The 25,456-nt window shown below is 70.1% G+C and carries 16 protein-coding genes and 1 tRNA gene; 14 read left to right on the forward strand and 3 right to left on the reverse strand.

Annotated elements, in window-relative coordinates; all coding sequences use genetic code 11:
- The gene (locus tag Q2K21_RS13410; protein WP_310770310.1) at positions 1-1,683 is read right to left on the reverse strand and encodes a thiamine pyrophosphate-binding protein; all 1,683 of its coding nucleotides are present in this window, start codon (positions 1,681-1,683) and stop codon (positions 1-3) included.
- 199 nt (positions 1,684-1,882) lie between these two features.
- On the opposite strand from Q2K21_RS13410, the gene sucC reads away from it, so the two are divergent.
- The 3 genes from sucC (at position 1,883) to Q2K21_RS13425 (ending at position 5,757) form a co-directional block, all read left to right on the forward strand.
- Complete coding sequence (gene sucC / locus Q2K21_RS13415; RefSeq protein ID WP_310770313.1) at positions 1,883-3,013, forward strand: ADP-forming succinate--CoA ligase subunit beta; 1,131 nt, start codon at positions 1,883-1,885, stop codon at positions 3,011-3,013.
- Between the two features lie 11 nt (positions 3,014-3,024).
- Positions 3,025-3,933, forward strand: a complete 909-nt coding sequence (gene sucD, locus Q2K21_RS13420) for a succinate--CoA ligase subunit alpha (RefSeq protein ID WP_310770315.1) — start codon at positions 3,025-3,027, stop codon at positions 3,931-3,933.
- A 282-nt stretch (positions 3,934-4,215) separates the two neighbouring features.
- Entirely contained in the window at positions 4,216-5,757 is a 1,542-nt protein-coding gene (locus Q2K21_RS13425) for an aldehyde dehydrogenase family protein (RefSeq protein WP_310770317.1), read from the forward strand.
- Here Q2K21_RS13425 and Q2K21_RS13430 read toward each other — a convergent pair.
- Positions 5,747-6,685, reverse strand: coding sequence for an LLM class flavin-dependent oxidoreductase (locus Q2K21_RS13430; RefSeq protein WP_310770319.1), 939 nt, complete (start codon positions 6,683-6,685; stop codon positions 5,747-5,749). The genes Q2K21_RS13425 and Q2K21_RS13430 overlap by 11 nt on opposite strands.
- A 61-nt stretch (positions 6,686-6,746) precedes the next feature.
- Here Q2K21_RS13430 and Q2K21_RS13435 point away from each other — a divergent pair, with 61 nt between their 5' ends.
- Entirely contained in the window at positions 6,747-7,196 is a 450-nt protein-coding gene (locus Q2K21_RS13435) for a MarR family winged helix-turn-helix transcriptional regulator (RefSeq protein ID WP_310770321.1), read from the forward strand.
- A gap of 156 nt (positions 7,197-7,352) precedes the next feature.
- Positions 7,353-7,437 (forward strand) — tRNA-Leu (locus tag Q2K21_RS13440).
- A gap of 336 nt (positions 7,438-7,773) precedes the next feature.
- Here the strand turns inward: Q2K21_RS13440 and Q2K21_RS13445 are convergent.
- Positions 7,774-8,181 (reverse strand): hypothetical protein, encoded by a 408-nt coding sequence (locus Q2K21_RS13445; RefSeq protein WP_310780915.1) that lies wholly within the window; start codon positions 8,179-8,181, stop codon positions 7,774-7,776.
- A 428-nt stretch (positions 8,182-8,609) separates the two neighbouring features.
- Here Q2K21_RS13445 and Q2K21_RS36010 point away from each other — a divergent pair, with 428 nt between their 5' ends.
- The 9 genes from Q2K21_RS36010 to Q2K21_RS13490 all read left to right on the forward strand — a co-directional run bounded on the left by Q2K21_RS36010 (position 8,610) and on the right by Q2K21_RS13490 (position 25,442).
- Positions 8,610-9,143 (forward strand): transposase family protein, encoded by a 534-nt coding sequence (locus Q2K21_RS36010; protein ID WP_458335061.1) that lies wholly within the window; start codon positions 8,610-8,612, stop codon positions 9,141-9,143.
- A 472-nt stretch (positions 9,144-9,615) separates the two neighbouring features.
- A complete protein-coding gene (locus Q2K21_RS13455; protein WP_310781408.1) occupies positions 9,616-9,774 on the forward strand; it encodes a hypothetical protein in 159 nt (52 codons plus the stop codon).
- An 83-nt stretch (positions 9,775-9,857) separates the two neighbouring features.
- Complete coding sequence (locus tag Q2K21_RS13460) at positions 9,858-11,126, forward strand: YcaO-like family protein (protein WP_310770323.1); 1,269 nt, start codon at positions 9,858-9,860, stop codon at positions 11,124-11,126.
- A gap of 290 nt (positions 11,127-11,416) precedes the next feature.
- Positions 11,417-12,919, forward strand: coding sequence for a SagB family peptide dehydrogenase (locus Q2K21_RS13465; RefSeq protein WP_310770325.1), 1,503 nt, complete (start codon positions 11,417-11,419; stop codon positions 12,917-12,919).
- Between the two features lie 794 nt (positions 12,920-13,713).
- Positions 13,714-14,931, forward strand: a complete 1,218-nt coding sequence (locus Q2K21_RS13470) for an MFS transporter (RefSeq protein ID WP_310770328.1) — start codon at positions 13,714-13,716, stop codon at positions 14,929-14,931.
- A complete protein-coding gene (locus Q2K21_RS13475) occupies positions 14,928-15,920 on the forward strand; it encodes a M28 family peptidase (RefSeq protein WP_310770330.1) in 993 nt (330 codons plus the stop codon). Before Q2K21_RS13470 ends, Q2K21_RS13475 begins: the two co-directional genes overlap by 4 nt.
- A gap of 54 nt (positions 15,921-15,974) precedes the next feature.
- Complete coding sequence (locus Q2K21_RS13480) at positions 15,975-16,166, forward strand: MbtH family protein (RefSeq protein ID WP_310770332.1); 192 nt, start codon at positions 15,975-15,977, stop codon at positions 16,164-16,166.
- A gap of 38 nt (positions 16,167-16,204) precedes the next feature.
- Entirely contained in the window at positions 16,205-16,942 is a 738-nt protein-coding gene (locus tag Q2K21_RS13485) for a thioesterase II family protein (protein ID WP_310770334.1), read from the forward strand.
- A gap of 112 nt (positions 16,943-17,054) precedes the next feature.
- Complete coding sequence (locus Q2K21_RS13490) at positions 17,055-25,442, forward strand: non-ribosomal peptide synthetase (protein ID WP_310770336.1); 8,388 nt, start codon at positions 17,055-17,057, stop codon at positions 25,440-25,442.
- Positions 25,443-25,456: the final 14 nt, after the last annotated feature.

Below are 25,456 nucleotides of genomic sequence, written 5' to 3' on the forward strand. Positions count from 1 at the left end.
TCACTTGTACATGGTCTGGTTCATGGTTCCGGGGGCGTACGCGTCCGGGTCCACCCAGACGTTGATCAGCGAGGGCTTGCCGGACTCACGGGCGCGCCGCAGCGCGGGGCCGATGTCGGCGGGGTCGCGGACCTCCTCGCCGTAACCGCCCAGCATCTGCGCGAACTTGTCGTAGTGGACGTCGCCGAGCGTGTTGCCGACCCGCTCGCGCTCCAGGCCGTACTTCTGGGCCTGGCCGTAACGGATCTGGTTCATCGAGGAGTTGTTGCCGACGATGCCGACGAACGGGAGGTCGTAACGGACGAGGGTCTCGAAGTCCCAGCCGGTGAGGGAGAACGCGCCGTCACCGAAGAGGGCGACGACCTCCTTGTCGGGCCGCGCCTGTTTGGCCGCGAGCACGAAGGGGATGCCGACGCCGAGGGTGCCCAGTGGACCCGGGTCCATCCAGTGGCCCGGTGACTTCGGCTGGACGACCTGACCGGAGAAGGTGACGATGTCACCGCCGTCACCGATGTAGATCGAGTCCTCGGTGAGGAAGTCGTTGATCTCGCTGACCAGGCGGTACGGGTGGATCGGTGAGGCGTCCGACTTGAGGCTGGGCAGCCGCTTCTCGATCGCGGTCTGCTCGGCGGCGCGCAGCTCGTCGAGCCACTCCTTGCGCTTGGACGCACCGCCATTGACGCGTCCGGAGGCGGCCTCGGTCACCGACTTCAGGACCAGCCCCGCATCGCCCACGATCCCGAGGCCGATGTCCCGGTTCTTGCCGACGGTCCGGTAGTCGAGGTCGATCTGCACGACGGTCGCGTCCGGTGACAGCCGCTTGCCGTAGCCCATGCGGAAGTCGAAGGGCGTGCCGACGACGACGATGACGTCGGCGTGGGAGAAGGCGTAGCGGCGGGAGAGCTGGAAGTGGTGCGGGTCGCCCGGCGGCAGGGTGCCGCGGCCGGCGCCGTTCATGTACGCCGGGATGTTCAGCGTGCGTACGAGATCGACGGCGGCCTCGGTGCCGCGGGTCGTCCACACCTGGCTGCCCAGCAGGATCGCGGGCTTCTCGGCGTGGACGAGCAGATCGGCGAGCTTCTCGACGGCCTCGGGGTCGCCGGCCGAGCGGGTCGAGGCGCGGTAGGCGCCGGGCTTGGGCACGCGCGCCTTGGCCACCGGCACCTTGGCGTCGAGCACGTCGCGCGGGATCTCCAGGAAGGAGGGCCCGGGCGCGCCGTGGTAGCACTCGCGGAACGCCATCGACACCATGTCGGCCGCGCGGGCCGTGTCCGGCACGGCCGCCGCGAACTTGGTGATGGGCGTCATCATGTCGACGTGCGGCAGGTCCTGAAGGGACCCCATCTTGTGCTGGGTGAGGGCCCCTTGGCCGCCGATCAGCAGCATCGGCGACTCCGCGCGGAAGGCGTTGGCGACACCGGTCACGGCGTCGGTCGTACCGGGACCCGCCGTGACGACCGCGCAGCCGGGCTTTCCGGTGATGCGCGCGTAGCCGTCGGCGGCGTGGGCGGCGACCTGCTCGTGGCGTACGTCGACGACCTCTATGCCTTCGTCCACGCAGCCGTCGTAGATGTCGATGATGTGGCCGCCGCACAAGGTGTAGATGCGGTCGACCCCCTCGGCCTTCAGGGCCTTGGCAACGAGATGACCGCCGGAAATGACGTCCTGGGTGTCGTCGGGCATGGCGAAGTCCTGTCCCTTCATAGGGGGTTGGAACGCTCTCGCGGTACATTGCATACAGTCGACGAATACTGTATGAAGCTTGTTATCCCGCATCCGGTGGGTGGTGTCCAGGGGGCGTGCGGCACTTTCCAGTCATCGGAGTTCGGCCTCTCGATGACCTGGCGATGACTTCGCCACGACTTCGCAGACAGGAGCCGAGATGGACCTGTACGAACACCAGGCAAGGGAACTCTTCGAGGAACACGGCATCGTGGTGCCGAGGGCCGAGGTCACCGACTCGCCCAAGGAGGCGCGCGAGATCGCCCGCAGGCTCGGTGGCCGGGTCGTCGTCAAAGCGCAGGTGAAGACAGGCGGCCGCGGCAAGGCGGGCGGGGTCAAGCTCGCCGCGGACCCGGCCGCCGCCGAACTGACCGCGCGCCAGATCCTCGGCATGGACATCAAGGGGCACACCGTCGGCAAGGTGATGCTCGCCCAACCCGTCGACATCGAGAGCGAGTTCTATGTCTCCTATGTGCTCGACCGTGCGGCCGGCCGTTTCCTCGCGATCGCCTCCGCGGAGGGCGGCATGGAGATCGAGGAGGTCGCCGCCACCAGGCCCGAGGCGGTCGCGCGCGTGCACATCGACCCCGCCGAGGGCGTCACCTCCGCGAAGGCGGCCGGGATCGCCGAGGCCGCCGGCCTGCCCCCACAGACCGTCGACGTCCTAGTCCGCCTGTGGCAGGTGCTCACCCGCGAGGACGCTGTCCTCGTCGAGGTGAACCCGCTCGTCCGGACGCGACAGGGCCGTATTCTCGCCCTCGACGGCAAGGTCACCCTCGACGACAACTCCCGCTTCAGGCAGGCCCGTTGGGGTGCGCAGGGCGCGGAACACGACGACCCGCTGGAGGCACGGGCCGCCGCCAAGGGCCTCAACTACGTGAAACTGCACGGCGAGGTCGGCATCATCGGCAACGGCGCGGGCCTTGTCATGTCGACCCTCGACGTCGTAGCCGGCTGCGGCGCCCGCCCCGCCAACTTCCTCGACATCGGCGGCGGCGCCTCCGCCCGGATCATGGCCGACGGGCTGTCCGTCATCCTCTCCGACCCGGCCGTGAAGTCGGTCTTCGTCAACGTTTTCGGCGGGATCACCGCCTGCGACGCGGTCGCCGACGGCATCGTGCAGGCCCTGGAATCCGTCCAGCTGACCAAGCCGCTCGTCGTCCGCCTCGACGGCAACAACGCGGCCCGGGGGCGCGCGATCCTCGACGAGCGCCGGCATCCCCTGGTCCAGCAGGCCACCACCATGGACGGCGCCGCGCGCCGGGCCGCCGAACTCGCCAACGCCCTCTGAAGGAGCCCGACATGGCCATCTACCTCACCAAGGAGAGCAAGGTTCTCGTCCAGGGCATGACCGGCGGCGAGGGCATGAAGCACACCCGCCGCATGCTCGCGGCCGGCACGGACGTCGTCGGCGGCGTCAATCCGCGCAAGGCGGGCCGCACCGTCGACTTCGACGACCGTGCCGTCCCCGTCTTCGGCTCGGTACGCGAGGGCATCGGGGCGACCGGCGCCGACGTCACCGTCGTCTTCGTGCCGCCCGCGTTCGCCAAGGCCGCCGTCATCGAGGCCGCCGACGCCGGCATCGGCCTCGCCGTCGTCATCACCGAGGGCATCCCGGTCCACGACTCGGTCGCCTTCACCTCGTACGCCACGTCGAAGGGCACCCGGATCATCGGCCCCAACTGCCCGGGCCTGATCACCCCCGGTCAGTCGAACGCGGGCATCATCCCCGCCGACATCACCAAGCCGGGCCGCATCGGCCTGGTCTCCAAGTCCGGCACGCTCACCTACCAGCTCATGTACGAGCTGCGGGACATCGGCTTCTCGACGTGCGTCGGCATCGGCGGCGACCCGGTCGTCGGCACGACCCACATCGACTGCCTGGCCGCCTTCGAGGCCGACCCCGACACCGAACTGATCGTGATGATCGGCGAGATCGGCGGCGACGCGGAGGAGCGGGCGGCCGCATACATCCGCGCACACGTCACCAAGCCGGTGGTCGGCTACATCGCGGGCTTCACCGCACCCGAGGGAAAGACGATGGGGCACGCGGGCGCCATCGTCTCCGGCTCCTCGGGCACGGCGCGGGCGAAGAAGGAGGCGCTGGAGGCCGCGGGGGTGAGGGTGGGCCGCACACCCACGGAGACCGCGCGTCTGGCGCTGGCCCTACTGGAAGCGGCGCGCGCTCGCCCTACTGGTAGCGACACGTGATGTCACTCATAGTTGACGTAAGGTTACTTTCAGGTGCCTCGGCGTCAGGCTAGCGTCCCTCGTACGACGTCCGCGCCCGGCGCATGCGCGATTGCGTGCGGACGAGCCACGGACAACCGCGCGAGCGTGCGCGGACGAACCACGGACAACCGCGCGATCGTGCGCGGATGAGCGATGAAAGCCGCGCGAGCATGCGCGGACGAGCGACGAAAACCGCGTGATCACGCGCGGAAAAGCCATGCACAACCGCCCCCGACTGTGCACCGAGAGCGGAGCAATCGAATGGCACCCACCCTCACCCTCAAATCCGGAACATCCTGGGCCGACGCCTGGCGGCGCTGCGTCGCCGTCGCCCCCGAGGCCTTCCGCGACGACCGTGTCCTCAACCTCTGGGACTCCTCCTGGCAGGCGGACGGCCGCGCGCTGCCCGCCACCAGCCCCGTCGACGGCACCCCGATCGCGGGACCGCCGCGCCTCGACCGGGCGACTGCCCGGCGGGCCGTGCGGGCGGCGCTGGACCGGCACCGCGCCTGGCGCCATGTGCCGCTGGCCGAACGCCGCGCCCGGGTCGCCGCGACCCTCGACGCGCTCACCGAACACCGCGAACTGCTCGCGCTCCTCCTCGTCTGGGAGATCGGCAAGCCATGGCGGCTGGCGCAGGCCGACGTGGACCGGGCCATCGACGGAGTGCGCTGGTACGTCGACGGAATCGAACCGATGATCGGCGACCGGGGCCCGCTGGACGGCCCGGTCTCCAACATCGCGAGCTGGAACTACCCCATGAGCGTCCTGGTCCACGCGATGCTGGTCCAGGCCCTGGCGGGCAACGCGGTCATCGCCAAGACACCGACCGACGGCGGTGTCGCCTGCCTCACCCTGGCCTGCGCGCTCGCCGCACGCGAGGGGATCCCCGTCACCCTCGTCAGCGGCAGCGGGGGCGAGCTGTCCGAGGCGCTGGTGCGGGCGCCGGAGATCGGCTGCGTCTCCTTCGTCGGCGGCCGCGACACGGGCGCCGCGGTGGCCACGGCCGTCGCCGACCTCGGCAAGCGACACATCCTCGAACAGGAGGGACTCAACACCTGGGGCATCTGGAACCACACGGACTGGGACGCGCTCGCGGCCGTCATCCCCAAACTCTTCGACTACGGCAAACAGCGCTGCACGGCGTATCCCCGCTTCGTCGTCCAGCGGTCCCTGTTCGACGAGTTCCTTGCGGCGTACCTGCCGGCGGTCCGCTCCCTGCGCGTCGGGCATCCGCTCGCCGTGGAGCGGCGTGAGGACCCCTGCCCCGATCTGGACTTCGGTCCGGTGATCAACGCGGCCAAGGCGAAGGAACTGGCCGACCAGGTCGCCGAGGCGATCGACCGAGGCGCGGTCCCGCTGCACCGCGGCAGGCCCGCCGACGCGCGCTTCCTGCCCGGCCAGGACACATCGGCGTACGTCCAGCCGGTCACGCTCCTCAACCCGCCCCCCTCCTCGCCCCTCCACCACGCGGAGCCGTTCGGCCCGGTCGACACGATCGTCCTGGTCGACACGGAGGCGGAGCTGCTGGCCGCGATGAACGCGTCCAACGGTGCGCTGGTCGCCACGCTCTCCACGGACGACAGCGCGACGTACGACCGACTGGCCCCGCACATCCGCGCCTTCAAGGTCGGCCACGGCAAGCCGCGCTCGCGCGGAGACCGCGACGAACTCTTCGGCGGCTTCGGCGCGTCCTGGCGCGGCGCGTTCGTGGGCGGCGAGCTCCTGGTCCGCGCGGTGACTCAGGGGCCGGCGGGGGAGCGGCTGCCCGGGAACTTCCCGGAGTACCAGCTCATGCCGTGAGGGGCGGCCGGGTGGCGCGCGCGTGCGGCGGGCGCCACCCGGCGATGATCTCGTCGGCCAGCCATCGGGCGACGCCCCACGGGTAGGGGCGGGGCAGATTGAGCACGATGTGGTTCATCCCCGCGGCGACGAGCTCCTCCACCGTCGCGCGCGTCGCGGCGGGGTCGTCGTACGACACGACGAGCTGCACCGACCGCCTGATCTCGCGCGGATCACGCCCGAGGTCTGCGCAGTGCGCGTCGAGCACCCGCCCGCGTTCGGCGATGAACTCCACGCGGTTGTGCGGCGGCCCGGGGATGTTCCAGACGTCGGCGTGCTCGGCGACAAGCCGTAGCAGGCGGGTTCCCCAGCCGCCGATCAGCAGTGGCGGGCCCGGCCGCTGCACGGGCTTGGGCTCGCATCGCGTGCCCTTCAGCCGGTAGTGGCGCCCCTCGAAGTCGAAGACGTCACGCGTCCACATGCGCTTGAGGATCTCGACGGTCTCGCCGAGCCGGGCGATCCCCTCACCCGGCGGGACCAGCGTGAGCCCGTACGCCTCGTACTCGGCGATCGCCGGATTCTCCCCGGCGATCCCGCCCGCGCCGGGCGGCTGATGGGTGCCCCCGACACCGAGCCCCACGACGAGCCGCCCCCCGGAGACCACGTCCAGGGTGGAGGCCATCTTCCCCAGGACCGCGGGCGGGCGGACGCGGTTGCTGGTGACAAGCACGCCGAGGCGCAGCCGCCGGGTCTGTGCGGCCAGGGCGGCGAGCAGCGTCCAGCTCTCGAGTGCCTGCCCGTCCTTCGGCCCCGCGATGGGCAGCAGGTGGTCCCAGAGCCAGGCGTCCTCGATCTCGGGCACGGCGTCGGCCTCCAGCCAGACGCGGCGGATGTCCTCGTAGGAGACGTGCATGGGGGCGGTCTTGATACCGAAGCGCACATCAGTCATGTTCATCAGCTTAATAAATCATCAGTCGAGCTGACTATCAGGGGTCGGTACAGTTCTCGCCATGGCCCGCCAGCATGCCCCCACGCCCCTCGAGTCCCGGCTCGGCTACCTCCTCAAGCACGCGCAGCTGCGCCTGGCCCGCGCGTCGGCCGAGACGCTCGCGCCCTTCGGGGTCGACGGACACGAGTTGGCCGTCCTGGTGGTCATCGCCGGCGACGAGCCGCTGTCCCAGATCGAGGTGGGCGCTCGGCTCGGTGTCGACCGGACCACGATGGTGGCGCTGATCGACGGCCTTGAGGACCGCGGCCTGGTCGAGCGCAGGCGCAGCCCCCGGGACCGGCGCAAGAACATCGTCGGGCTGACGGCGGCGGGCGAGGACTGCCTGCGCCGGGGCGAGGAGGCGCGCCGCGAGGCGGAGCGCCGCTTCCTGGCTCCGCTGGACGAGGAAGAGGCGGCCTCGCTCGTACGGGCCTTGCAGGTCCTTGTGGCGACGGAACGGTCCGCAGAGTGATTTTTCCGTCACCGAGTGCGAGCGATCCGGTCTCGGTGTCCCCCGCCTCCACCTCGGCGTTCACGGCGCGGATACGCAGGTGAAAGGCACTCCGAAACCTTGGTATTGTTGTCCATGTCGCCGCGGGGAAGACCCCCGCAAGGCGGCAGACACCTAGTCCGGGTGGCGGAATGGCAGACGCGCTAGCTTGAGGTGCTAGTGCCCTTTATCGGGCGTGGGGGTTCAAGTCCCCCCTCGGACACAACGCTTGACGATACGGAATCGAGGGCCTCGACCTTACGGTCGCGGTCCTCGTTGCGTGTTTGTAGCCGATAGTGATTCCCAGGGCCTCGTAGAGCGGACCTTTCTTCTCGGCGACGGCAGTCTGCATGCGCTGTGCAATGTCTCCGAGACTCTCAGTGATCTGCCGGATCTGTTGCGCGTCGAGCGGGGATTGCTTCTTCCGAGTGACGGCGGGGTGCGCGTCGAGCTGATTGTGCGCCGCGTCCTTGTCCCGCTGGGCCTCGTTGATCCACTGGGTGACGACGGCGGGGCCGGCTCCGGCGTCGAGGGCCGCCTGGTAGCGGGTGAGCCGCCGCTAGCAGATCGCCTGGCGTGCTTGGGCCTGCTCGGGTGCCTGGGTCTCTGCGGTGCTTGCTGCGGTGCTGGCGTGGGTGAGGGCTTCGATGGTGGCGGAGAGCCGCTGGGGGGCAAAGGCGCGGGCGATCCATCGGGACTGGGCGGCGTGCCGGTGGGCGATGACGTTGTGGTGCCGGCGGAGCACGGTGTCCGGCCGCACTAGCAGCCGTATCCGGCGCAGTACCTCCCGTGGCACGCCATGGAGGAGCGATGCCAGGAACGCCCGGTCGCTCGCGTGGAACCGAACCTGCTGTCCGTTCAGCTGCCGCTCCAGAACGCCGATCTGGTGGCGCAGGGCCAGGATCTCGACGTCTTTCTCACGGTCGCTCATCGGCAGCAGCCGCAGCATCGTGAACGCGTTCGTCACGCTCAAGTACGCCAGTCTCAACAGCACGACTGATCATCATGCCGCGCCGACTGCCGCCGCGCGATAGCCGCGACTCGAGCGGCCTCGATTGGTGCCGAAACTCGTTCCCACCCGCATGGATGAGGTATTCGGCAAGAGCAAGGCCCGGGCGGAGGCGGTGGTGAAGCTCCTATGCCCACCGCCCGCAGGGAGCGGATCGCTTCCACGATGCCGTTCCTGGCTTTCGACGAGCCGGCGGCCCGCCCCGGCAGGACGGCGATCCCCGCGATCCCGACGGTGAGAGGACATCGCCGTGAGAGCGCAGTCGGCATGGGTGTCGAAGCCGTCGGCCGAAGACGATGCTTTCGGGGCTCTCAGCGGTCGCCATCGAAGACGTGACGGATGATGTCGATGCGGTGCCGGTCACGGCGTGGAACCGGAACGATCCGATGTCCTGCCCGAGGTGTGGGACGCCAACAGCGAAGGTGCACGGGCATCATGGACGGACGGTGGCGGAGGTGCCGGTCGTCGGCCGCCGGGCCGTCGTCCGGCTGGGCGTACGGCGGCTGGTCTGCCCGGTCCTGGGATGTCGGCGGCAGATCTTCCGCGAGCGGATCCCCGGGCCGCTGGAGCGTCATGCGCGTCGGACGGTGCGGCTGACGGGCCAGATATCCGGGTGGCAGGGGAGTTGTGCGGTCGTGCGGCCACTCGACTCGCCCGCGTTCTGGTCGCGCCGGAGTCCCGGGGTATGGCTCTGCGCCTGTTGCGGCGCCTGCGGTACCGCAACGGGCGTTCCACCGGGGTCGTTGTCGGCAAGATCAGCCGTGAGGCCCATGACCGTCTGGCGGATATCCGGGAGAGTCTGGACATGGAGGCGGCCCGCGACCCGTGGCTGCGACCCGCAACTGGCCGCCCTGGCCCACCGCGGGCAGGCCCTCTTCTCCCGCGTGCGTCCGCGTAGTCGGGGTCGGTGGTGCCGATGATGCGGTTGCCCCAGGGCGCAAGTGTCGGTGCGGCCCGCGGTGCCAAGCCCTTCCTGACCTTGAAGTCTCCCGCCCGGATGTCGCCGAGACCGCCTACACCTGCTCCGCGTATACCAAGACCCCGGTCACGGTGCGGCTGATCGTGCGCCGCGTCCTCGACCCACCCGCGGCTCCCAACTCCTCCTGGTCACCGCCTCCGGCCGCCATGCATGCGACACCGATCGCACCGATGACTTCACTGAACGGCCTGGCCCGCACCGGCACTCATGGCCCACAACCTGGGCCGCGCGGTCGGCATCCTCGCCAGGTCGGCCGTATCGACGCGCATTCAGGCCTGACCGGAAGAGATAATCGGCAGCCGCAATGTCGCAGAAATTCGATAAGATGGCTTTTTGGTTCAATCCGCGGTCTCGGTCAACCGCCTAGGCTTCTGTGCAAGCCGCCACGGGTACGAATTACTAAGGAGCTGACGGTGGGCTACAACGCGGACATGGGTTTCCCCTGCAAGAGTGCGACGGCCGACTACGGCGTCGTACTGGCGGACAGTGAGCGCGCCTCGCTCGCCTGCATCCTCAGCACTGGGCTGCAGGAGGGAGAGGTCGATCTCTCGGATTCCGCTAGCTCCAGCTGACGGATGACAGTGAGGAATGTTGCCGCAGTCGTGCTCTCTGAGCTGCCTGCGGCACGTTCCGTTGTCTGAAAGGATCATTGATAGTGGGAAACGTCGAGGGAAGAGCTGCGAAGAAAACACAGGCCGGCGAGCGAGAAAAGGATCTTTCCGATGCGTTCCGACATGGCATGGACGCGGCTCGCGCTCTTGGCTTTGATGTTCATATTCGCGCGGTATTGGAGACCGATCCAGGCGCTTGGGCATGTGAGCTCTGGAAAGGTGAAGAGCGGGTACCGAACGGATCTGGGCTCGGAAAAGGATCCCGGGAGGCGGCGCGTGTCGGCGCCCTTTTTGAGGCACTTGAGCACTATGTGAGTGAAAGCGATTACCTCGGCTCCGAGTTGGTGCAGAATGTGTCGGCTCATGCTGTTGCCGACGCCGACGGTCTGCTATATCGCGACCAGGCCGTCCGCTTGCTCGGCGAATTCGCCGATGAGCCTATCGGGTGTCTGGAGTATCGGGAACTTTGCTCGGGTTTGAGTGTGCCCGTCCCCATTTTTTTGTCCACTCCAGGATACGTGGATGCCGATACTTCTTTTCGTGCTTCTCTCGGCGACAACTATGACTACTCCGCAGTATGGCGGTACTCCAGCAACAACGGTTGGGCCGCGGGAGTCACTACAGCCGAGGCTACGGTGCACGCTCTGAACGAGGTCGTGGAGCGCGACGCCCTCTCCCTGTTGCTGATTGGTCAGTTCCTCCGCCGTCGGCGTAGACCCCTGCGCGTGGTGGATCGGGAGAGTCTGCCCGGGGAGCTTGCGGATCTAGCGGCTTACGCCGAAAAGCTCACCGGCCGGACCGTTTACCTACTCGATATGACAACGGACGTGTCAGTCCCGGCTTTTCTGGCCTTCCTTCCGCCGGAAAATGGAATGCCTGCCCGTGTGCGCGGTTGCGGTGCGTCCTTGTCGTCCGACCACGCAGCGTACCGGGCGCTTACTGAACTCGTCCAGATCCAAGGAGCCATAGCTGCAGGCGCTCCTCCTGCCTCGAACTTCCACCGTGACGACAGCATGCTGCCGTACCCGCCCATGCAAGCCTGTCGAAGAGCGGACTTCACCGCCCGACTGCCCGATGCCCATATTGTTCCCTTCAAGTCGACGAGCCCTCCGGCCATGCCTCAAGCGCACCTCGAAGAGTTGTTGCGCCGGCTCTCCGATCGTGGATACTCGGTGCTGCGTCGTCAGGCGGCGACTCCGGAGGGCCTGGCCGTCGTCAGCGTCCTGGTTCCAGGCATGGAACGCTTCATGCTTGTGACTGATGGAATTCTGGTGCTCCCCGGCCCCCGTGGGCAGCATTTCATGGAAAACTAGACCTTCGGGTCTCTCGACTCGACGGGTCTTCTCGTACGGGCACAGCAGGCCGACAATATCCCGAGCGTTTCTCGGGGTGCGCTCGCGCTGGGCGGGCACGAGTCCTGCGCCGGGAGCAGCCGGTGTACTGCGAATACGTCCGCTGGACACAGTTTCTGCAACACATCCAGGTCTACGGCGTCAATCTTCCCGCCGCTGCGGCTGGACCGCCGAATCGGCCGACGCGGTTTGCCCGGAACCTGGAATGACTGAGTAGCGGCATTCCTGATCTGTAGGTCTCTGGAGACGCTATGACCGATGCTGATGCTCCGCACTTCTACCGCAATTTTCCGCGCGCAGACGTTTCTGCTTCGGTCCGCGAATACCTGCGTCTTCACCCGAGCGCCCGGTTCGTCGCAGACCCCTCCGGCACGACTCGGATCTTTGCCGGATATCGCGGAACGGTCCTCGGCGCTTTGTCACCGGGCCTGACTGCGGCTTTGGAATTGCTTGCTACCCGATCCGTGGACAGAGATGACCTGCTGGACGTCGTCCGAAACCAGGAGGGCGAACCGGCCCTCCTCAAGGTGTCCGAGATGCTGAATCGGCTGCGCGCAGGTGGGTGGCTCTCGGTGACGCTGAAGACGAACGGAACTCCTCTGCTGACCTTCCGTCCGCTGGGTCCGGCGATACCGGCCGTCCTTGAGCACACCGGTGACACGGCCGAACTACGGCTGTCCCGCTTCGCCCTCCTTCGCGCGGAAGGCTCAGGCATCGTCTTGGAGTCGCCCTTGGCTCATGTCGCAGTGGAAGTGCATGACCCGTCGCTCGTAGGCCTGTTGGCCTCCTTGTCAGCGCAGCACTCGTCGGAGGCGGCTCCGCATGGCTCCGTTGGTGCGCGCACCTATCCGGTGGAGTGGCCGGAAGCAGTTCCCGCGGTGCTGAGCGCCTTGGCTCGGCATGGGTTGCTGGTTCCACGAACCAACAGCGTCGAAGGCGAACTACGCTTTGCTCAGTGGTCGCCACACGAACTGTGGTTTCACAGCCGCACGCGCATCGGACGCCACGACCTGCCCTACGGCGGCACTTACCCCGGCAGGGGAGCCGGAGATCCACTGCCCGCGGTGCGGCCACCGTTCGATGGCCCCACGGTGAAACTCCCCCGAGCGGACCTACAAGCTTTGCGTAGGAACGACCGCCCCCTCACCGAAGTGCTGGAGGACCGCCAGTCGCTGCGACTCCACAATGACGCAGTGCCGCTCACCATCACCCAACTCGGCGAGTTTCTGTACCGCAGCGCCCGCAACCGGGGCCGGTCCTTCGACGGGCCGCAACAGGTGGGCAACCGCCCCTATCCGTCCGGCGGCGGTACGTACGAACTGGAGATCTATCCACTGATCAACCGAGTGGATGGCCTGGAGCCCGGTCTGTATCACTATGATCCGGAGGAACACCGGCTTCAGTTGCTCGCTCGGCCTGGCCCGGCACTGACGCGCCTGACAGAGATGTCCCGCGTGACGGCGCAAATGCCCTCGCCCCCACAGGTTACGCTGCTCGTCACGGCACGGTTCGGGCGAGTCATGTGGAAGTACTCCGCCATGGGTTACGCCCTGTTGCTCAAGCACGTGGGTGTGCTTTACCAGGTGATGTACAGCGTGGCTACGGCTATGGGGCTGGCGAGTTGCGGCCTGGGCGGTGGCGATTCCGACGCCTTCGCCACGGCTTCAGGGCTGTCGTGGGAGACCGAGTCCACCGTGGGTGAGTTTCTACTCGGAAGCCGAGAAACCGAGCGTGACGACGGGGCCCGAGCGTAGAGCACTGGGCTTTGCGCGCGTTCGGCTCTGCCAGTCGCACCACGTCAGCGTGGTGAAAGAGCCGGATCCGCGGCGGTCAGTAGGCGAAGGCTGGGTGACGCTCCACACCGATAGCGGGTTCGTGCCGGCCTTTCACCGGGATCGCGTGAGGTGAGACGGCTTCGCTGATCGCCAAGGGCCTGACGGGTCATGACCGGTCGGTCCAGCGATGGCAGGCCGAGTGCGGCAGGGAACCAACCAGGCTCCTGTGCCTGTGGGGTTGAGACTTCAAACACCTCTCCCTGACGGCACGACAGTTCAAGAAAATGGCACTTTTGTACAACCTATCATCGCAAGAAGCGACTATCCTCTTCCGTAGTGGCCTCCACCGGGATGCGGACGGTGAAATCAACTAGACGGCAGGTTTGCAGTGCACGGCCGCCGTCGGCAATGAGAATGTCTTGCACCCATGTGTCTGAGCGCCAATGCATAGCCCGCGGCCGAGTACTTGACCCGCCCGAACCGTGCCGTGACAAACAATTCTGCTTCAGAAGGAAAGGGTATCTGCGCTGTCATGTGAAATGTCTGTGACAGGCGACTGTGAGGGCGGACCCGGGTCGGACGACGATTCCGCCGGCCACCCCGATTTCTTTCATTCCATCTCCGACGCGGCCGACTTTGCGGCGCGTTCGGCGGATCGCCCGGCAGTCACCTGTACCGGAGAACGCGCCCTGGGACGTGCCGCCACCTGCTGGAAGGGATATCCCATGCGGTCAATCGCCGCTTTGCTGCCCGCTCCTGGTGCACTTCGGCCGATGGTGGGCAACTACCTTGTCGATTCGCTTGGCACGGGGCTCTTCCTGACTGGAGGCGTCGCGTTCTTCATCAAGGTCGTCGGCCTGACGCCGGTCCAGGTCGGGCTGGGTTTCTCGCTCGCGAGTCTGCTGACGTTCTTCGCCTCGGTGCCCACCGGGTGGCTCGCGGACCGCATGGACGCCCGCAAGCTGCTCATCGTCGTGCACCTGGTGGAGGCCGTGCTGTTCTGCCTCTACCCGCTGGCCCACTCGTTCTTGGGCTTTGTGCTGGTGGCCTGCGCGACCTCGGTGGCGATCCGGGCGGCCAGCACGGTACGGGCGGCCGTGACCGGCGCGGTGCTGGAACCGGAGCGGCGGGTGGCCGGACGGGCCTACCTGCGCTCGGTGTTCAACGCCGGATTCGCAGGCGGCTCCGCGATGGCGGCCTGGGCGCTTGCCGATGAATCCAACCTGGCGTGCGAACTGGTCATCCTCGGCAACGCGTTCTCCTACCTGCTGGCCGCGCTCACCCTCATCCCGGTTCCCCCCGTCCCGCCCAAGCCACGCCCGGCCGGGGCGTCGAAGGCGCCCGCCCTCAAGGACGTCCCGTTCGTCCTGCTGACCCTGGTCAACGGCATCCTCAGCATCAACGGCATCGTGCTGACCCTCGCGCTGCCCCTGATGATCGTCTCTGGCCACGGCATCCCCCGGCCGCTTGCCGGGCTCTTCGTCACCGCCAACACGGTGCTGGTGGTGCTGTTCCAGGTGAGGCTGAGCCGGAACACCGACACCGTGGAGGGCGGGGCGCGGGCCCAGCGCAAGGCGGGCATCCTGTTTGCGCTCTCCTGCTGCGGCATCGCCGCCGCGGCCACCACACACATGCCCGCGATCGCGATCATCTGCCTGGTAGTCGCCGTACTGGTGCTGACGGCCGGTGAACTGCTGCAGATGGCGGGCAGTTGGGGCATCTCCTACGGACTGGCCCCGGAACACGCGCGTGGTGAGTATCTGGGGGTGTACGCCCTCGGCGCCGCCTTCGCCGAAACCGCCGGCCCGGCCGCCACGACCTCGCTCGGGGTCGGGCAGGGCACCGTCGGCTGGCTGATGATCGCCGCCGTCTTCCTGCTGGCCGGGCTGGCCGTGGGTCCGCTGGCCGGAAAGGCGCTGGCCTCGCTGCGGTCCGCAGCGCCCGGCGACGGCGTGCAAGAAGCCGCCGTGGCCACCGGCGGTGCCGCATGACACGCACCCCGCTGCGCGGACACCTCCCGACCTGGTCCGAGCTCCGTCGCCACGCCGTGGACACCGTCGCTGAGCTACGACCGCGCCCGGCCCCCGATCCACGGGTCGCGGCGGCCCTGGCCGGCATCACCGCCGCCAGGGTGGGACGGCACGTCGAGGCGCTCACCGCCGCCGGGCCCCGGTGGCGTGGGAACGCGGAGGCGGTCCTGCACAGTCTCCGGTACTTGCGGGAGGAACTTGAGGGGTACGGCTACGACGTCCGCGAGCAGCGGTACGGCGAGGCCCCGCATCAGGTCAACCTCTCCGCGCTGCTTCCGGGGCGGGACAGCACGGCGCCGCTGGTGGAAGCCGGCGCGCACTGGGACTCAGTCGAGGGCAGCCCAGGAGCGGACGACAACGCCAGCGGTGTCGCCGGCGTGCTGGAGATCGCCCGCGCTCTGTGGGAGGCGCCGCGGCCGCGGCGCGGCATCCGGTTCTGTCTCTTCGGCGAGGAGGAGGAGTGGATGACCGGCAGCACTGAGCACGTCGCCAGGGTGGACGCCGCGGGCGCGGCGGTGGAGGGGGTGATCGTCCTGGAGATGATCGGCTACCGCGACCCGCTGCCGGGTTCGCAGAGGACACCGCTGCGCGTTCCCGGGGTGTTCTCGCCACCGCGGACGGGCGACTTCGTAGCCGTCATCGCCGACCTACGCTCGCTCAGGTTCGTCAGCGCGATGCAGCGGGGGAGCCGGCACTACGTTCCCGGGCTGCGGATCTACCCGGTGAAGCGGATCGGGTGGCTGCTGCGGGACGCCGCCCGCAGCGACCACCTGCCGTACTGGCGCAGTGGACGGCAGGGGGTGCTCGTCACCGACACGGCCAATCTGCGGAATCCGCACTACCACAAGGCCACCGACACGCTTGCCACGCTCGACCTGGCGTTCGCCGCAGACGTCAGTCGGGCGGTGGCCGGGGCGCTGGCCGAACTGGCGGGCCGGTCCGGCGAATGAGTCCGGACGACCCATCAAGGTTTCCCTGTTTCCACCCCGTTAAAAGGACCCACCATGTTCGACACCGATGCCCACACCGAATTCCGGACCGTCGTGAACCACGAGGAGCAGTACTCGATCTGGCCTGTGGAACTGGAACTGCCCGCCGGATGGACGGAGACCGGTTTCCGGGGCACCCGCGAGGAGTGCCTGGAGCACGTGGGGCGGATCTGGACGGACATGCGGCCGCTGAGCCTGCGGGACTGAGGGCGGGGAACAAGGACCAGACGGCTGTATCGCGCACCATGAACACCTCCTCGTCCCCCTGGTGGATCCGGCGGCCCCTCCCGCACGTCGAGCGGTCGCTGGTCTGCCTCCCCTATGCAGGCGGCGGTCCACAGACCTACGAAGGATGGGAGGAGTTGCTGCCACCCGCGACCGAGGTGCTCGCGGTGACGCCGCCCGGGCGCGGTCGGCGCTTCGGCGAGCCGCCGTGCTCCGACATCCCTTCGCTGGTAGGCCCGTTGGCGCAAGCGCTGGCCGACGGCGTGGAAGGCCCGTACGCGGTCTTCGGCCACAGCCTCGGCGCCACGGTGGCCTTCGAGCTGTGCCGGGAGATCCGCCGACGCGGGCTGAAGATGCCCGAGGCGCTGGTGGTGTCCGGGCGGCAGGCGCCCCAACTGCCATGGTCGCAAAAGCCGATCAGCGGCCTTCCGGACCCGGAGTTCACGCAGGCGCTGCGCGACCTCGGCGGTACCCCCGAAGCGGTGCTGGAGCATCCGGAGCTGATGGGCCTTCTCATGCCCTCGCTGCGCGCCGACTTCGCCGTCCTGGAGTCCTACCGCCTGGTGCGCGAGCTGCCACTCGACGTGCCCGTCCTCGCGCTGGCGGGCGCCGCCGACCCGCGGGCCTGCGCGGAGCGGATGTCCGGATGGGCGGAGCACACGAGCGGTCCGTTCACGCTGTGCACGGTGCCGGGCGAGCACTTCTTCGTGGACACCGATCCCGCCGTCGTGGCCTCCCTCGTCTCGACGATTCTCTGACGGAGCCGGGCGCGAGTCCGGTCGGTGGCGGACACCGGCCCGGCAGGCGCCTCCTGCTCCGCCAACAGCGGCCTGCCGCTTTCAAACCCCTTTCATTTCCCTGGAGAAGTCCGTGAACAAGGCCACCGACACGACAGCGGCGGCAATCACGCTGGTCGACGTGCTGCGCCACCGTGCCGCCGACCAGACGCAGCGCCGGGCGTTCGGTTTCCTCCCGGCCGCGGGCGGTCCGGTCCGGGAGCTGACCTACGCCGAACTCGACCGTCGAGCAAGGGAGTTGGCGGCACGGCTGCAGGCCGACCACCCGGCGGGCAGCCGGATGCTGCTGCTTTACCCGCCGGGCCTCGACTTCCCCGTCGCCTTCTTCGCGTGCCTGTACGCCGGCATGGTCGCCGTGCCGATGCCACTGCCGACCAGCCGGAAGCGGGCGCAGCGGCAGCTGGCGGCCGCGGCGAACGCGCGTGCGACCGCCTGGCTGACGGTCGGGGCATCCCGCCGGATGTTGCTCGACCACGCGGGGGGTGCCGAAGCCGGCCCCGTCGCCGTGCTGGCCACCGACGAAGCGCCGACGCACCGCGCCGAGGACTGGTCGGGGCACTGTCCGGACCCGGCCGACCTGGCGTTCCTGCAGTACACATCAGGGTCGACCGGCAGCCCCCGGGGCGTGATGGTCACCCACCGCAACGTGATGGCGAACTCCCGTGCCATCCAGGAGAAGTTCGCGCTGACCGCGCGGGACTCGTCGGTGATCTGGCTGCCGCCGTTCCACGACATGGGCCTGATCGGCGGCGTCCTCCAGCCGGTGTACACCGGATTCCCCGCCCTGCTGATGCCTCCACAGGCGTTCCTGCGCGACCCCGGGGTCTGGCTGGAGGCGGTCTCCGAGCACCGGGCCACGGTCAGTGGCGGCCCCAACTTCGCCTATGCGCACGCCGTGCAGCATGTCGACAGGCAGCGAGCCGCGGGTCTGGACCTCAGCAGCTGGCGGGTGGCGTTCAACGGCGCGGAGCCGATCCGGGCGGAGACCCAGGAGGACTTCGCGAGCGCCTTCGCGGCGGCGGGCTTCGACCCCGGGGCGTTTTTCGCCTGCTACGGAATCGCGGAGGCCACCCTGCTGGTCACCGGTGCCGTTCGCGGGGCGGGTGCCCGGGTCCTGTCGGTGGACGCCGATCATCTCGCCTTGCACGGGCGAGCGGTGCCCGTCGTGGAGGGCGGCCGTCGGCTCGTCGGCTGCGGTACGCCGGCCGAGGGCCACCAGGTGCTGATCGCCGACGCCGACGGCGGCCGCGCGGCCGCCGACGGCACGGTCGGCGAGATCTGGGTCAACGGGCCGAGCGTGGCCGACGGCTACCTGGACGCCCCGGAGGCGACGGGGGCGACCTTCGGCGGCCGGGCCGACGGGGTGGACGGCGCCTTCCTGCGCACGGGCGACCTCGGGTTCCTGCACGAGGGTGAGCTGTTTGTCACCGGGCGGGTCAAGGACCTGGTCATCGTGCGCGGCCGCAACCTCCATCCGCAGGACGCCGAGCGGATCGCCGCAGCCACCCATCCGGGCCTCGACCCGGACGCCGCCGCCGCGTTCGGCTACGAGGAGAACGCCGCGGAGTCCCTCGCGATCGTGCTGGAGGTGGACCGGTACACCGCCGCCGACACGTTGGCCGGCCTCGCGGACGGCGTACGGGCCGCGGTGGCCGCGGAACTCGGCGTCGCCGTTGGCTCGGTGGCGTTCACCCGGCGCGGCGGCATCCCGCGCACCACCAGTGGCAAGATCCGTCGGCAGGCCTGTCGCGAGCAGTGGCTGCACGGTGAGCTGCCGCCGGTCGGCACGGCCGCCGGCGGTGCCGCTGCGGCCCGCTCGGTCGTGGCGGACGGCACCCGCGTTCCGGACGCTCCCGTCGCCGTGCGGTCCGTGCTGGCATCCGTCGCGCGGCTGTCGGACGGGGCCCTGGAGGATTCGGCAAGCATTTTCGACCTGGGCCTGGACTCGCTGGGCATGGTGGAGCTGCGGCTGCGGATCCTGGGCGAGCTCGGCGCAGACGTCTCGCTCGCCGACCTGCTGGCCGGTCCCACCGTCGCGGAGCTGGAGGACTTGGTCGCCGCCGCGCCGCGGACTGCCGCCGGGCAGGCGCCGGACGTGCCGTCCGACCCACGGGCCTCGACGGGCCAGGAGGCGCTGCTGCTCGCCGACGACCTGGCCAGGGACGACGCCCCGTACGTGGTGGGCCGCGCAGTGGCCTTCACCGGAGAGTTCCGCACGGAGGACTTCCTCGAAGCCGTGCGGTCGACCGTGGCGCGGCACCCGGCGCTGCGCACGGCTTTCGTGCGGGGGGACGATGCGCCGCTGCGGACGGTGCATGACGCGCTGCCGCCGGAGCTGGCGGTGGTCGACGCACGGGATCTGGACGAGGCCGAGCTGACCTCGCTGCTGGAGGACGCGGCGTGCCGTCGGATGGACACCGCCGTAGGTCCGCTGGTGCGGGTCACGGTGGTGCGCACCGGCGAGTCCGAGACGATCGTGGTCTTCGCCGTCCACCACGCGGTGTGCGACCTGCGGTCGCTCGGCCTGCTCCTGGGCGAGGTCGCCGAGGCATACCGGACGGGTGCCCAGCCGGAGGGCGGAACCGGGGCCCATCAAGATGCGTACGGCGTGTTCGCCGGCCGGCAGCGGCGGCTGGCCGCGGCCGACGAGGACGACGACCTGCGGCGCTACTGGAGGACGGCGCTGGACGGCGTGCCTCTGGAGCTCCGGCTGCCCATGGCACACGCCCCGCAGGGCACGGGCCGGGGAGCGGTGGAGCGCTTCACGGTGCCGGCGGAGCTGTCGGCGCGGGTGCGCGCGTTCGCCCAGGCCCACCGGCTCACCGTCAACGCCGTGCTGCAGGCGGCTCTGCACGCGCTGCTGCACCGCCTCACCGGCGAGGAGCGTGTCGCGGTCGGCACGCCGTTCGCCAACCGCGGCCGAAGGGAATTGCGTGACGTGGTGGGCTACTTCGTCAACGTGCTGCCGCTGTCCAGCTCCTTCGGTCCGGAGACCACCTTCGTCGCGGCGGCCTCCGCGCTGCAGGCGACGCTCGCCGCCGCGCTGCACCATGGCGAACTGCCGTACGCGGCGATCCTGCAGGCCGGCGGCCGGAGCGGCGACCGGTGCAACGTGCTGGTCGCCTACCAGAGCATGCAGTCCGAATACGCGGCGGACATCGCCCGGATCGCGCTGGAGGACGGCGGACGGCCGGTGGAGGTCGGCGGGCTCTCCATGGTCCCGGTGCCGCTGCCGCGCCGCGACAACGCCTTCGACCTCACCATGAACCTGGCCGACGCCGGGGCGGAGTTGCTGGGCAACATCGAATACCGGACGGAGCTGTTTGCCGCGGCGGACGTGCGGCAGTTCGTCGACCGCTACCTCGGTCTGCTGGCGTCGGCGGTGGCGGAGCCGGACCGCCCGATCGCGGACCTGGGCCTGCTGTCGGGGCCGCAGGAGACCACGTCGGTGCTGGTCGGGCCGGCCGCTTCCGGGGCGTTCGACGACATGGTGCTGCCGGAGCTGGTGGCGCGGTGGGCGGAGCGCACCCCGGAGGCCGTGGCCGCGACCGACGGCGAGCGGACCGTGACCTACCGGGAGCTGGACCAGGCGGCCGGGCGGCTGGCGGGGGAACTGGCCCGGCGCGGTGCCGGTCCCGAGTCGGTGGTGGGCGTGCTCACCGGCCGGGACGTGCGCACCGTCACGGCGCTGCTGGGCGTGCTGAAGGCGGGGGCGGCCTACCTGCCGCTGGACCCGTCCCTGCCGCGCGAGCGGCTGGAGTGGATCCTCGGCCGGGCCGGGGTCTCCACGGTGGTCCTGGCCGGCGAGCCGCGCGAGCTGCCGGACGGCGTGTCGACGGTACCCGCCGAGTGCGCCGGGCCGGGGGCAGCGCCCACGGTGCGGATCAGACAGGACCACCTGGCTTACGTGCTGTTCACCTCCGGCTCCACGGGCCGGCCCAAGGGCGTCGCACTCACCCACCGCAACGCGGTCTCCTTCCTGGCCTGGGCACGTGAGCGGTTCGGCGGGGACCTGTCGTCGGTGCTGGCCGCCACGTCCTTCTCCTTCGACCTGAGCATCTTCGAGGTATTCGGCCCGTTGACGTGCGGCGGCACCGTGGCCGTCACCCGGGATGTCCTGGCGCTCGCCGAACAGGCACCGCCGGTGCCGGTTGCGCTGGTCAACACCGTGCCCTCGCCGCTGGCGGAACTGCTGCGCTCCGGCGGGCTCCCGGACGGGGTCAGAACGGTCAATCTGGCCGGCGAGCCGCTGCCGCGGCCACTCGCCGAGGCCGTGCTGCGGCAGCCGTCGGTCGTGCGACTGATGAACCTCTACGGGCCCACCGAGGCGACCACCTACGCCTGCGAGGCCGAGATCCTGGCAATGGAGGCGGGCGAGCCTCCGATCGGCGGCCCGATCGCCGGCACCCACGCCTACGTGCTGGACACGCGGCTGCGGCCGGTGGCGCCGGGCATTCCGGGCGAGCTGTACCTGGGCGGTCCCGGGCTGGCCCGCGGCTATCTGGCCGACCCGGCGCTGACCGCGGACCGGTTCGTCCCCGACATCAACCGCCAGGGCGAGCGAATGTACCGCACGGGTGACCTCGTACGGCTCGACGGAGAGGGGCGGCTGCGCTACCTGGGACGGTCCGACGACCAGGTGAAGATCCGCGGCTTCCGCATCGAGCCAGGCGAGTGCTCGGCCGCGCTGCGGCGCCACCCGGACGTGGCCGACGCCGTGGTGCTGCCGCGCGACCTGCCGGGAGCCGAGACCATGCTGTGCGCCTGGGTCGTCCCGGTCGCGGGCGCGGACGTCGACCCCGACGCCGTGCGGGCCTTCGCCCGCACTCAGTTGCCGCCCTACATGGTGCCGTCGGCGGTCGCCGTGCTGGAGCGGCTGCCGCAGACGCCGAACGGCAAGCTCGACAAGCGCGCGCTGGCCACCCCCCTGCCGCCCTCCGCCGCCGGCGGTGCCGTACCGCGGGGGCCGGTCGAGGAACGGCTGCTGAGCCTCTTCGGCGAGCTGCTGGCGCGCGACGGCCTCGGCACCGACGACAGCTTCTTCGAACTCGGCGGCCACTCGCTGCTGGCGGCCCGGCTGGTCACCGAGATCCGCCGGTCGTTCGGCGTCGCTCTGCCGCTGCGCTCCGTCTTCGAGCGCCCGCGGGTGCGCGATCTGGCGCGGCTGGTCGAGGGGGTGGCCGAGCGGGACGCCCCGGCGGTGCCGCTGGCGCGGGTGCCGCGGGATCCGGCGCCCGCCGCCTCGTCCGCGCAGGAGCGGATGTGGCTCATGCAGCAGATGATGCCCGACGGCACCGCCTACGGCGTGGCCGGCGCGGTCCGGGCGCGGGGCGCGCTGGACACCGGGCTGCTGCGCCGGGCCGCAGTGGAGGTCGGTCGGCACCACGAGGTGCTGCGGACCCGGCTGCTGCCCGGCGGGACCGGGGTGCGGCAAGCCATCGACACGGAGCCGGAGTTCGACTGGGTCGAGGAGTCGGTCGAGGCGCTGCCGGCGGACGGGCGCGCTGCGGCCGCGACGCGGCGGATGGCCGAGCTGGCCGCGGTGCCGGTTCCCCTGGACCGGGGCGGGCAGGTGCGGCTCGTGGTGATCCGGCTGGCCGCCGACGACCACCTGATCGGCTTGGTGAGCCATCTCGCGGTGATGGACGGCTGGTCGAGCGGGGTGTTCTTTCGGCATCTCGCGCTCGCCTACCGCACGCTGCCCGCGCAAGGCGTCTGCGGTCTGCCCGCACTGCGCGCGCAGTACGCCGACTTCGTGGCGTGGCAGCGTGCGTCGCTGGCCCCGGTCCGGGAAGAGCTGGTGGGCTGGTGGACCCGGCGACTGGCGAACCTGCCGGCCCTCGCATTGCCGGCCGACAGACCACGTCCGGCAGTAATGGGTCACCGCGGCGGCAGCGTCCCGGTCCACCTCGACCGCGAACTGCGTGATGAGCTGGCCGCGTTGGGCGCAGGACAGGACGCCACCATCTTCATGGTGCTGCTGACGGCGTTCGCCACCGTGCTGGCCCGGCACAGCGGACAGAGCGACTTCGCGGTCGGCACGCCGATCGCCGAACGCCGACTGCCAGAACTGGCCGAGGTGCTGGGCCCGTTCACCAACACGGTGCCGATCAGGCTGGACCTGTCCGGTGACCCGTCCTTCGCGGCGATGCTGGACCGCGCGCGAGAGCGGGCCCTGGAGGCCTACGCGCACGGCACGCTGCCGTTCGAAACCCTGGTCAACGAGCTCGCGCCGGCCCGCGACCTGAGCCGCACGCCGGTCTTCCAGACCATGTTGTCGCTGCAGGACGACCCGCTGGGCGGGCTGGACCTGCCGGGCGTACGCACCGAGCGGGTCGAGGTGCCGCGGGACACCGCCCGCTTCGACCTGCTGCTCGCGCTCTCCGACGGGCCGGCCGGACTGCACGGCTCACTGGAGTTCAACAGCGAGATCTTCGAGCGGGAGACCGTACTGCGGCTGGTCGGCCACCTGGAGGCGGTGCTGCGCGAGGCCGTGCGGGACGCGGGGACGCCGCTGTCGCGGATCCCGCTGCTCGACGCCCGCGACACCGAGCGGATCCTGTACGGGTGGAACGACACGGCGGCACCGCAGCAACCGGTCGCACTGCACGAGCTGTTCGACGAGCAGGAGGCGCGCGACCCGGAGGCCACGGCGGTCGAGGACCTGACGCGCAGCTGGAGCTACAGGGAGCTGCGGGTGCGAGCCGAACGGCTCGCCCTGGACCTGCTGACGCTGCCGGACGGCGACGCCGCCGTGCTGATGGGCCGGTCGGCGGCGGTGGTCGCCGCGGTGCTGGGCGTGCTGAAGTCGGGCCGGGCGTACGTTCCGGTGGACCCGGAGTTCCCGGCCGGCCGGATCACCGGGATCCTGGACGTCTGCGGCGCGCGCTGCCTCATCACCGATCCGGCACACCTCGCTCAGGCCCGGGAGCTGGCGGCGGAACGACCCGGGACGACCCTGCTCGTGGTCGACCCGGACGCCGAAGCGCCGCTGGTCGTAGAGGCGCCCCGACTGCCTGCGGTGGCCCCGGAGTCGGTGGCCTACACGATCTTCACCTCAGGTTCCACCGGGACGCCGCAGGGCGTGGTGCTCCAGCACGCAGCGGTAGTCAACACGCTGCGCTGGGTGATCGAGACGCTGGACTTCGGCCCGTCGGACCGGCTGCTGTGGGTCACCTCGCTCTGCTTCGACCTGTCGGTCTTCGACATCTTCGGCACCCTCGCGTCCGGCGGGCGTATCCGGGTGGCACAGGAGGAGGAGCTGGCGGAGCCCTCGCGCCTGGCCGACCTGCTGCTCGACGGGGGGATCACGGTCTGGGACTCGGCCCCCGCGGCGCTCCAGAGGCTGCTTCCGGCCCTGGAGCGGCGGGCCGCTCGGGCGTGCGCCCCAGCCGTGCGGTTGGTGATGCTCAGCGGCGACTGGATACCCGTGACCATGCCGGAGCGGCTGCACGGCCTGCTGCCCGGCTGTCACGTGCGGGCGTTGGGCGGGGCGACCGAGGCGGCGATCTGGTCCAACCACTTCCCTGTCGAGCGGGTGGATCCGACCTGGACGAGCATCCCGTACGGCCGGCCGATCCGGAACGCGCGCTACCACGTGCTCGACCGGTGGATGCAGCCCTGCCCGGTCGGCGTGCCGGGCGACCTCTACATCGGGGGCGCGTGCCTGGCACTCGGATACGCCACCCCGGAGCTGACGGCTCAGCGGTTCGTGCCCGACCCGCACGGGGACCTGCCGGGCGGGCGCCTGTACCGCACCGGTGACCTGGCGCGGTACTGGACGGACGGGACGCTGGAGTTCCTGGGCCGGTCGGACCACCAGGTGAAGATCCGCGGCTTCCGCGTGGAGCCCGGAGAGGTGGAGGCGGTGTTGCGACGCTGCCCGGATGTCCGCGAGGCGACCGTCGCCGTGCGCGACGACCTGCCGGGCGGCCGCTGCCTCGTGGCCTACGCGGTGCCGGCGCCGGGGACGAGCCTCGACGAGGAGCTGCTACGCAAACAGCTGCGGGCCCAACTGCCCCAGTACATGGTGCCCGCGCATCTTGTGTGGCTGGAGCGGCTGCCGGTCACGGCCAACGGCAAGCTGGACCGCCGGGCGCTGCCCGCGCCGGTGCTCGGTTCCAGCGGCACCGCCTTCGTCGCCCCGCGTACGGACACCGAGCGGCTGATCGCCGGGATCTGGAGCGAGGTGCTCGGCGTGGAGCGGCCTGCCGCCCGCGACAACGTCTTCGACCTGGGCGGGAACTCACTGCTGCTGGCGGAGATGCACGTGCGCTTCCAGGAGCGCTTCGGGGAGCGAATCCAGCTGGTGCACCTGTTCGAGCATCCCACGATCGAGGCGCTGGCCCGGCTGGTGGACGGCACCGCGGAGACCGGTTCGACGGCCGATCGGACCAAGGACCGCGCCGAACGCCAGAAGCAAGCCATGCGGAGCCGACGCACGTCGCGGCACTCCGACTGAGGACAGGAGCGAGG

It is taken from the genome of Streptomyces sp. CGMCC 4.7035 (assembly GCF_031583065.1).
In the GTDB taxonomy this organism is placed as follows: domain Bacteria; phylum Actinomycetota; class Actinomycetes; order Streptomycetales; family Streptomycetaceae; genus Streptomyces; species Streptomyces yaanensis.

Bases quoted from the DNA above. Each gene is read 5' to 3' on its own strand.
- Q2K21_RS13410 (WP_310770310.1), bottom strand. From the start codon at position 1,683: ATGCCCGACGACACCCAGGACGTCATTTCCGGCGGTCATCTCGTTGCC.
- sucC (WP_310770313.1), top strand. From the start codon at position 1,883: ATGGACCTGTACGAACACCAGGCAAGGGAACTCTTCGAGGAACACGGC.
- sucD (WP_310770315.1), top strand. From the start codon at position 3,025: ATGGCCATCTACCTCACCAAGGAGAGCAAGGTTCTCGTCCAGGGCATG.
- Q2K21_RS13425 (WP_310770317.1), top strand. From the start codon at position 4,216: ATGGCACCCACCCTCACCCTCAAATCCGGAACATCCTGGGCCGACGCC.
- Q2K21_RS13430 (WP_310770319.1), bottom strand. From the start codon at position 6,685: ATGACTGATGTGCGCTTCGGTATCAAGACCGCCCCCATGCACGTCTCC.
- Q2K21_RS13435 (WP_310770321.1), top strand. From the start codon at position 6,747: ATGGCCCGCCAGCATGCCCCCACGCCCCTCGAGTCCCGGCTCGGCTAC.
- Q2K21_RS36010 (WP_458335061.1), top strand. From the start codon at position 8,610: ATGTCCTGCCCGAGGTGTGGGACGCCAACAGCGAAGGTGCACGGGCAT.
- Q2K21_RS13465 (WP_310770325.1), top strand. From the start codon at position 11,417: ATGACCGATGCTGATGCTCCGCACTTCTACCGCAATTTTCCGCGCGCA.
- Q2K21_RS13470 (WP_310770328.1), top strand. From the start codon at position 13,714: ATGGTGGGCAACTACCTTGTCGATTCGCTTGGCACGGGGCTCTTCCTG.
- Q2K21_RS13475 (WP_310770330.1), top strand. From the start codon at position 14,928: ATGACACGCACCCCGCTGCGCGGACACCTCCCGACCTGGTCCGAGCTC.
- Q2K21_RS13480 (WP_310770332.1), top strand. From the start codon at position 15,975: ATGTTCGACACCGATGCCCACACCGAATTCCGGACCGTCGTGAACCAC.
- Q2K21_RS13485 (WP_310770334.1), top strand. From the start codon at position 16,205: ATGAACACCTCCTCGTCCCCCTGGTGGATCCGGCGGCCCCTCCCGCAC.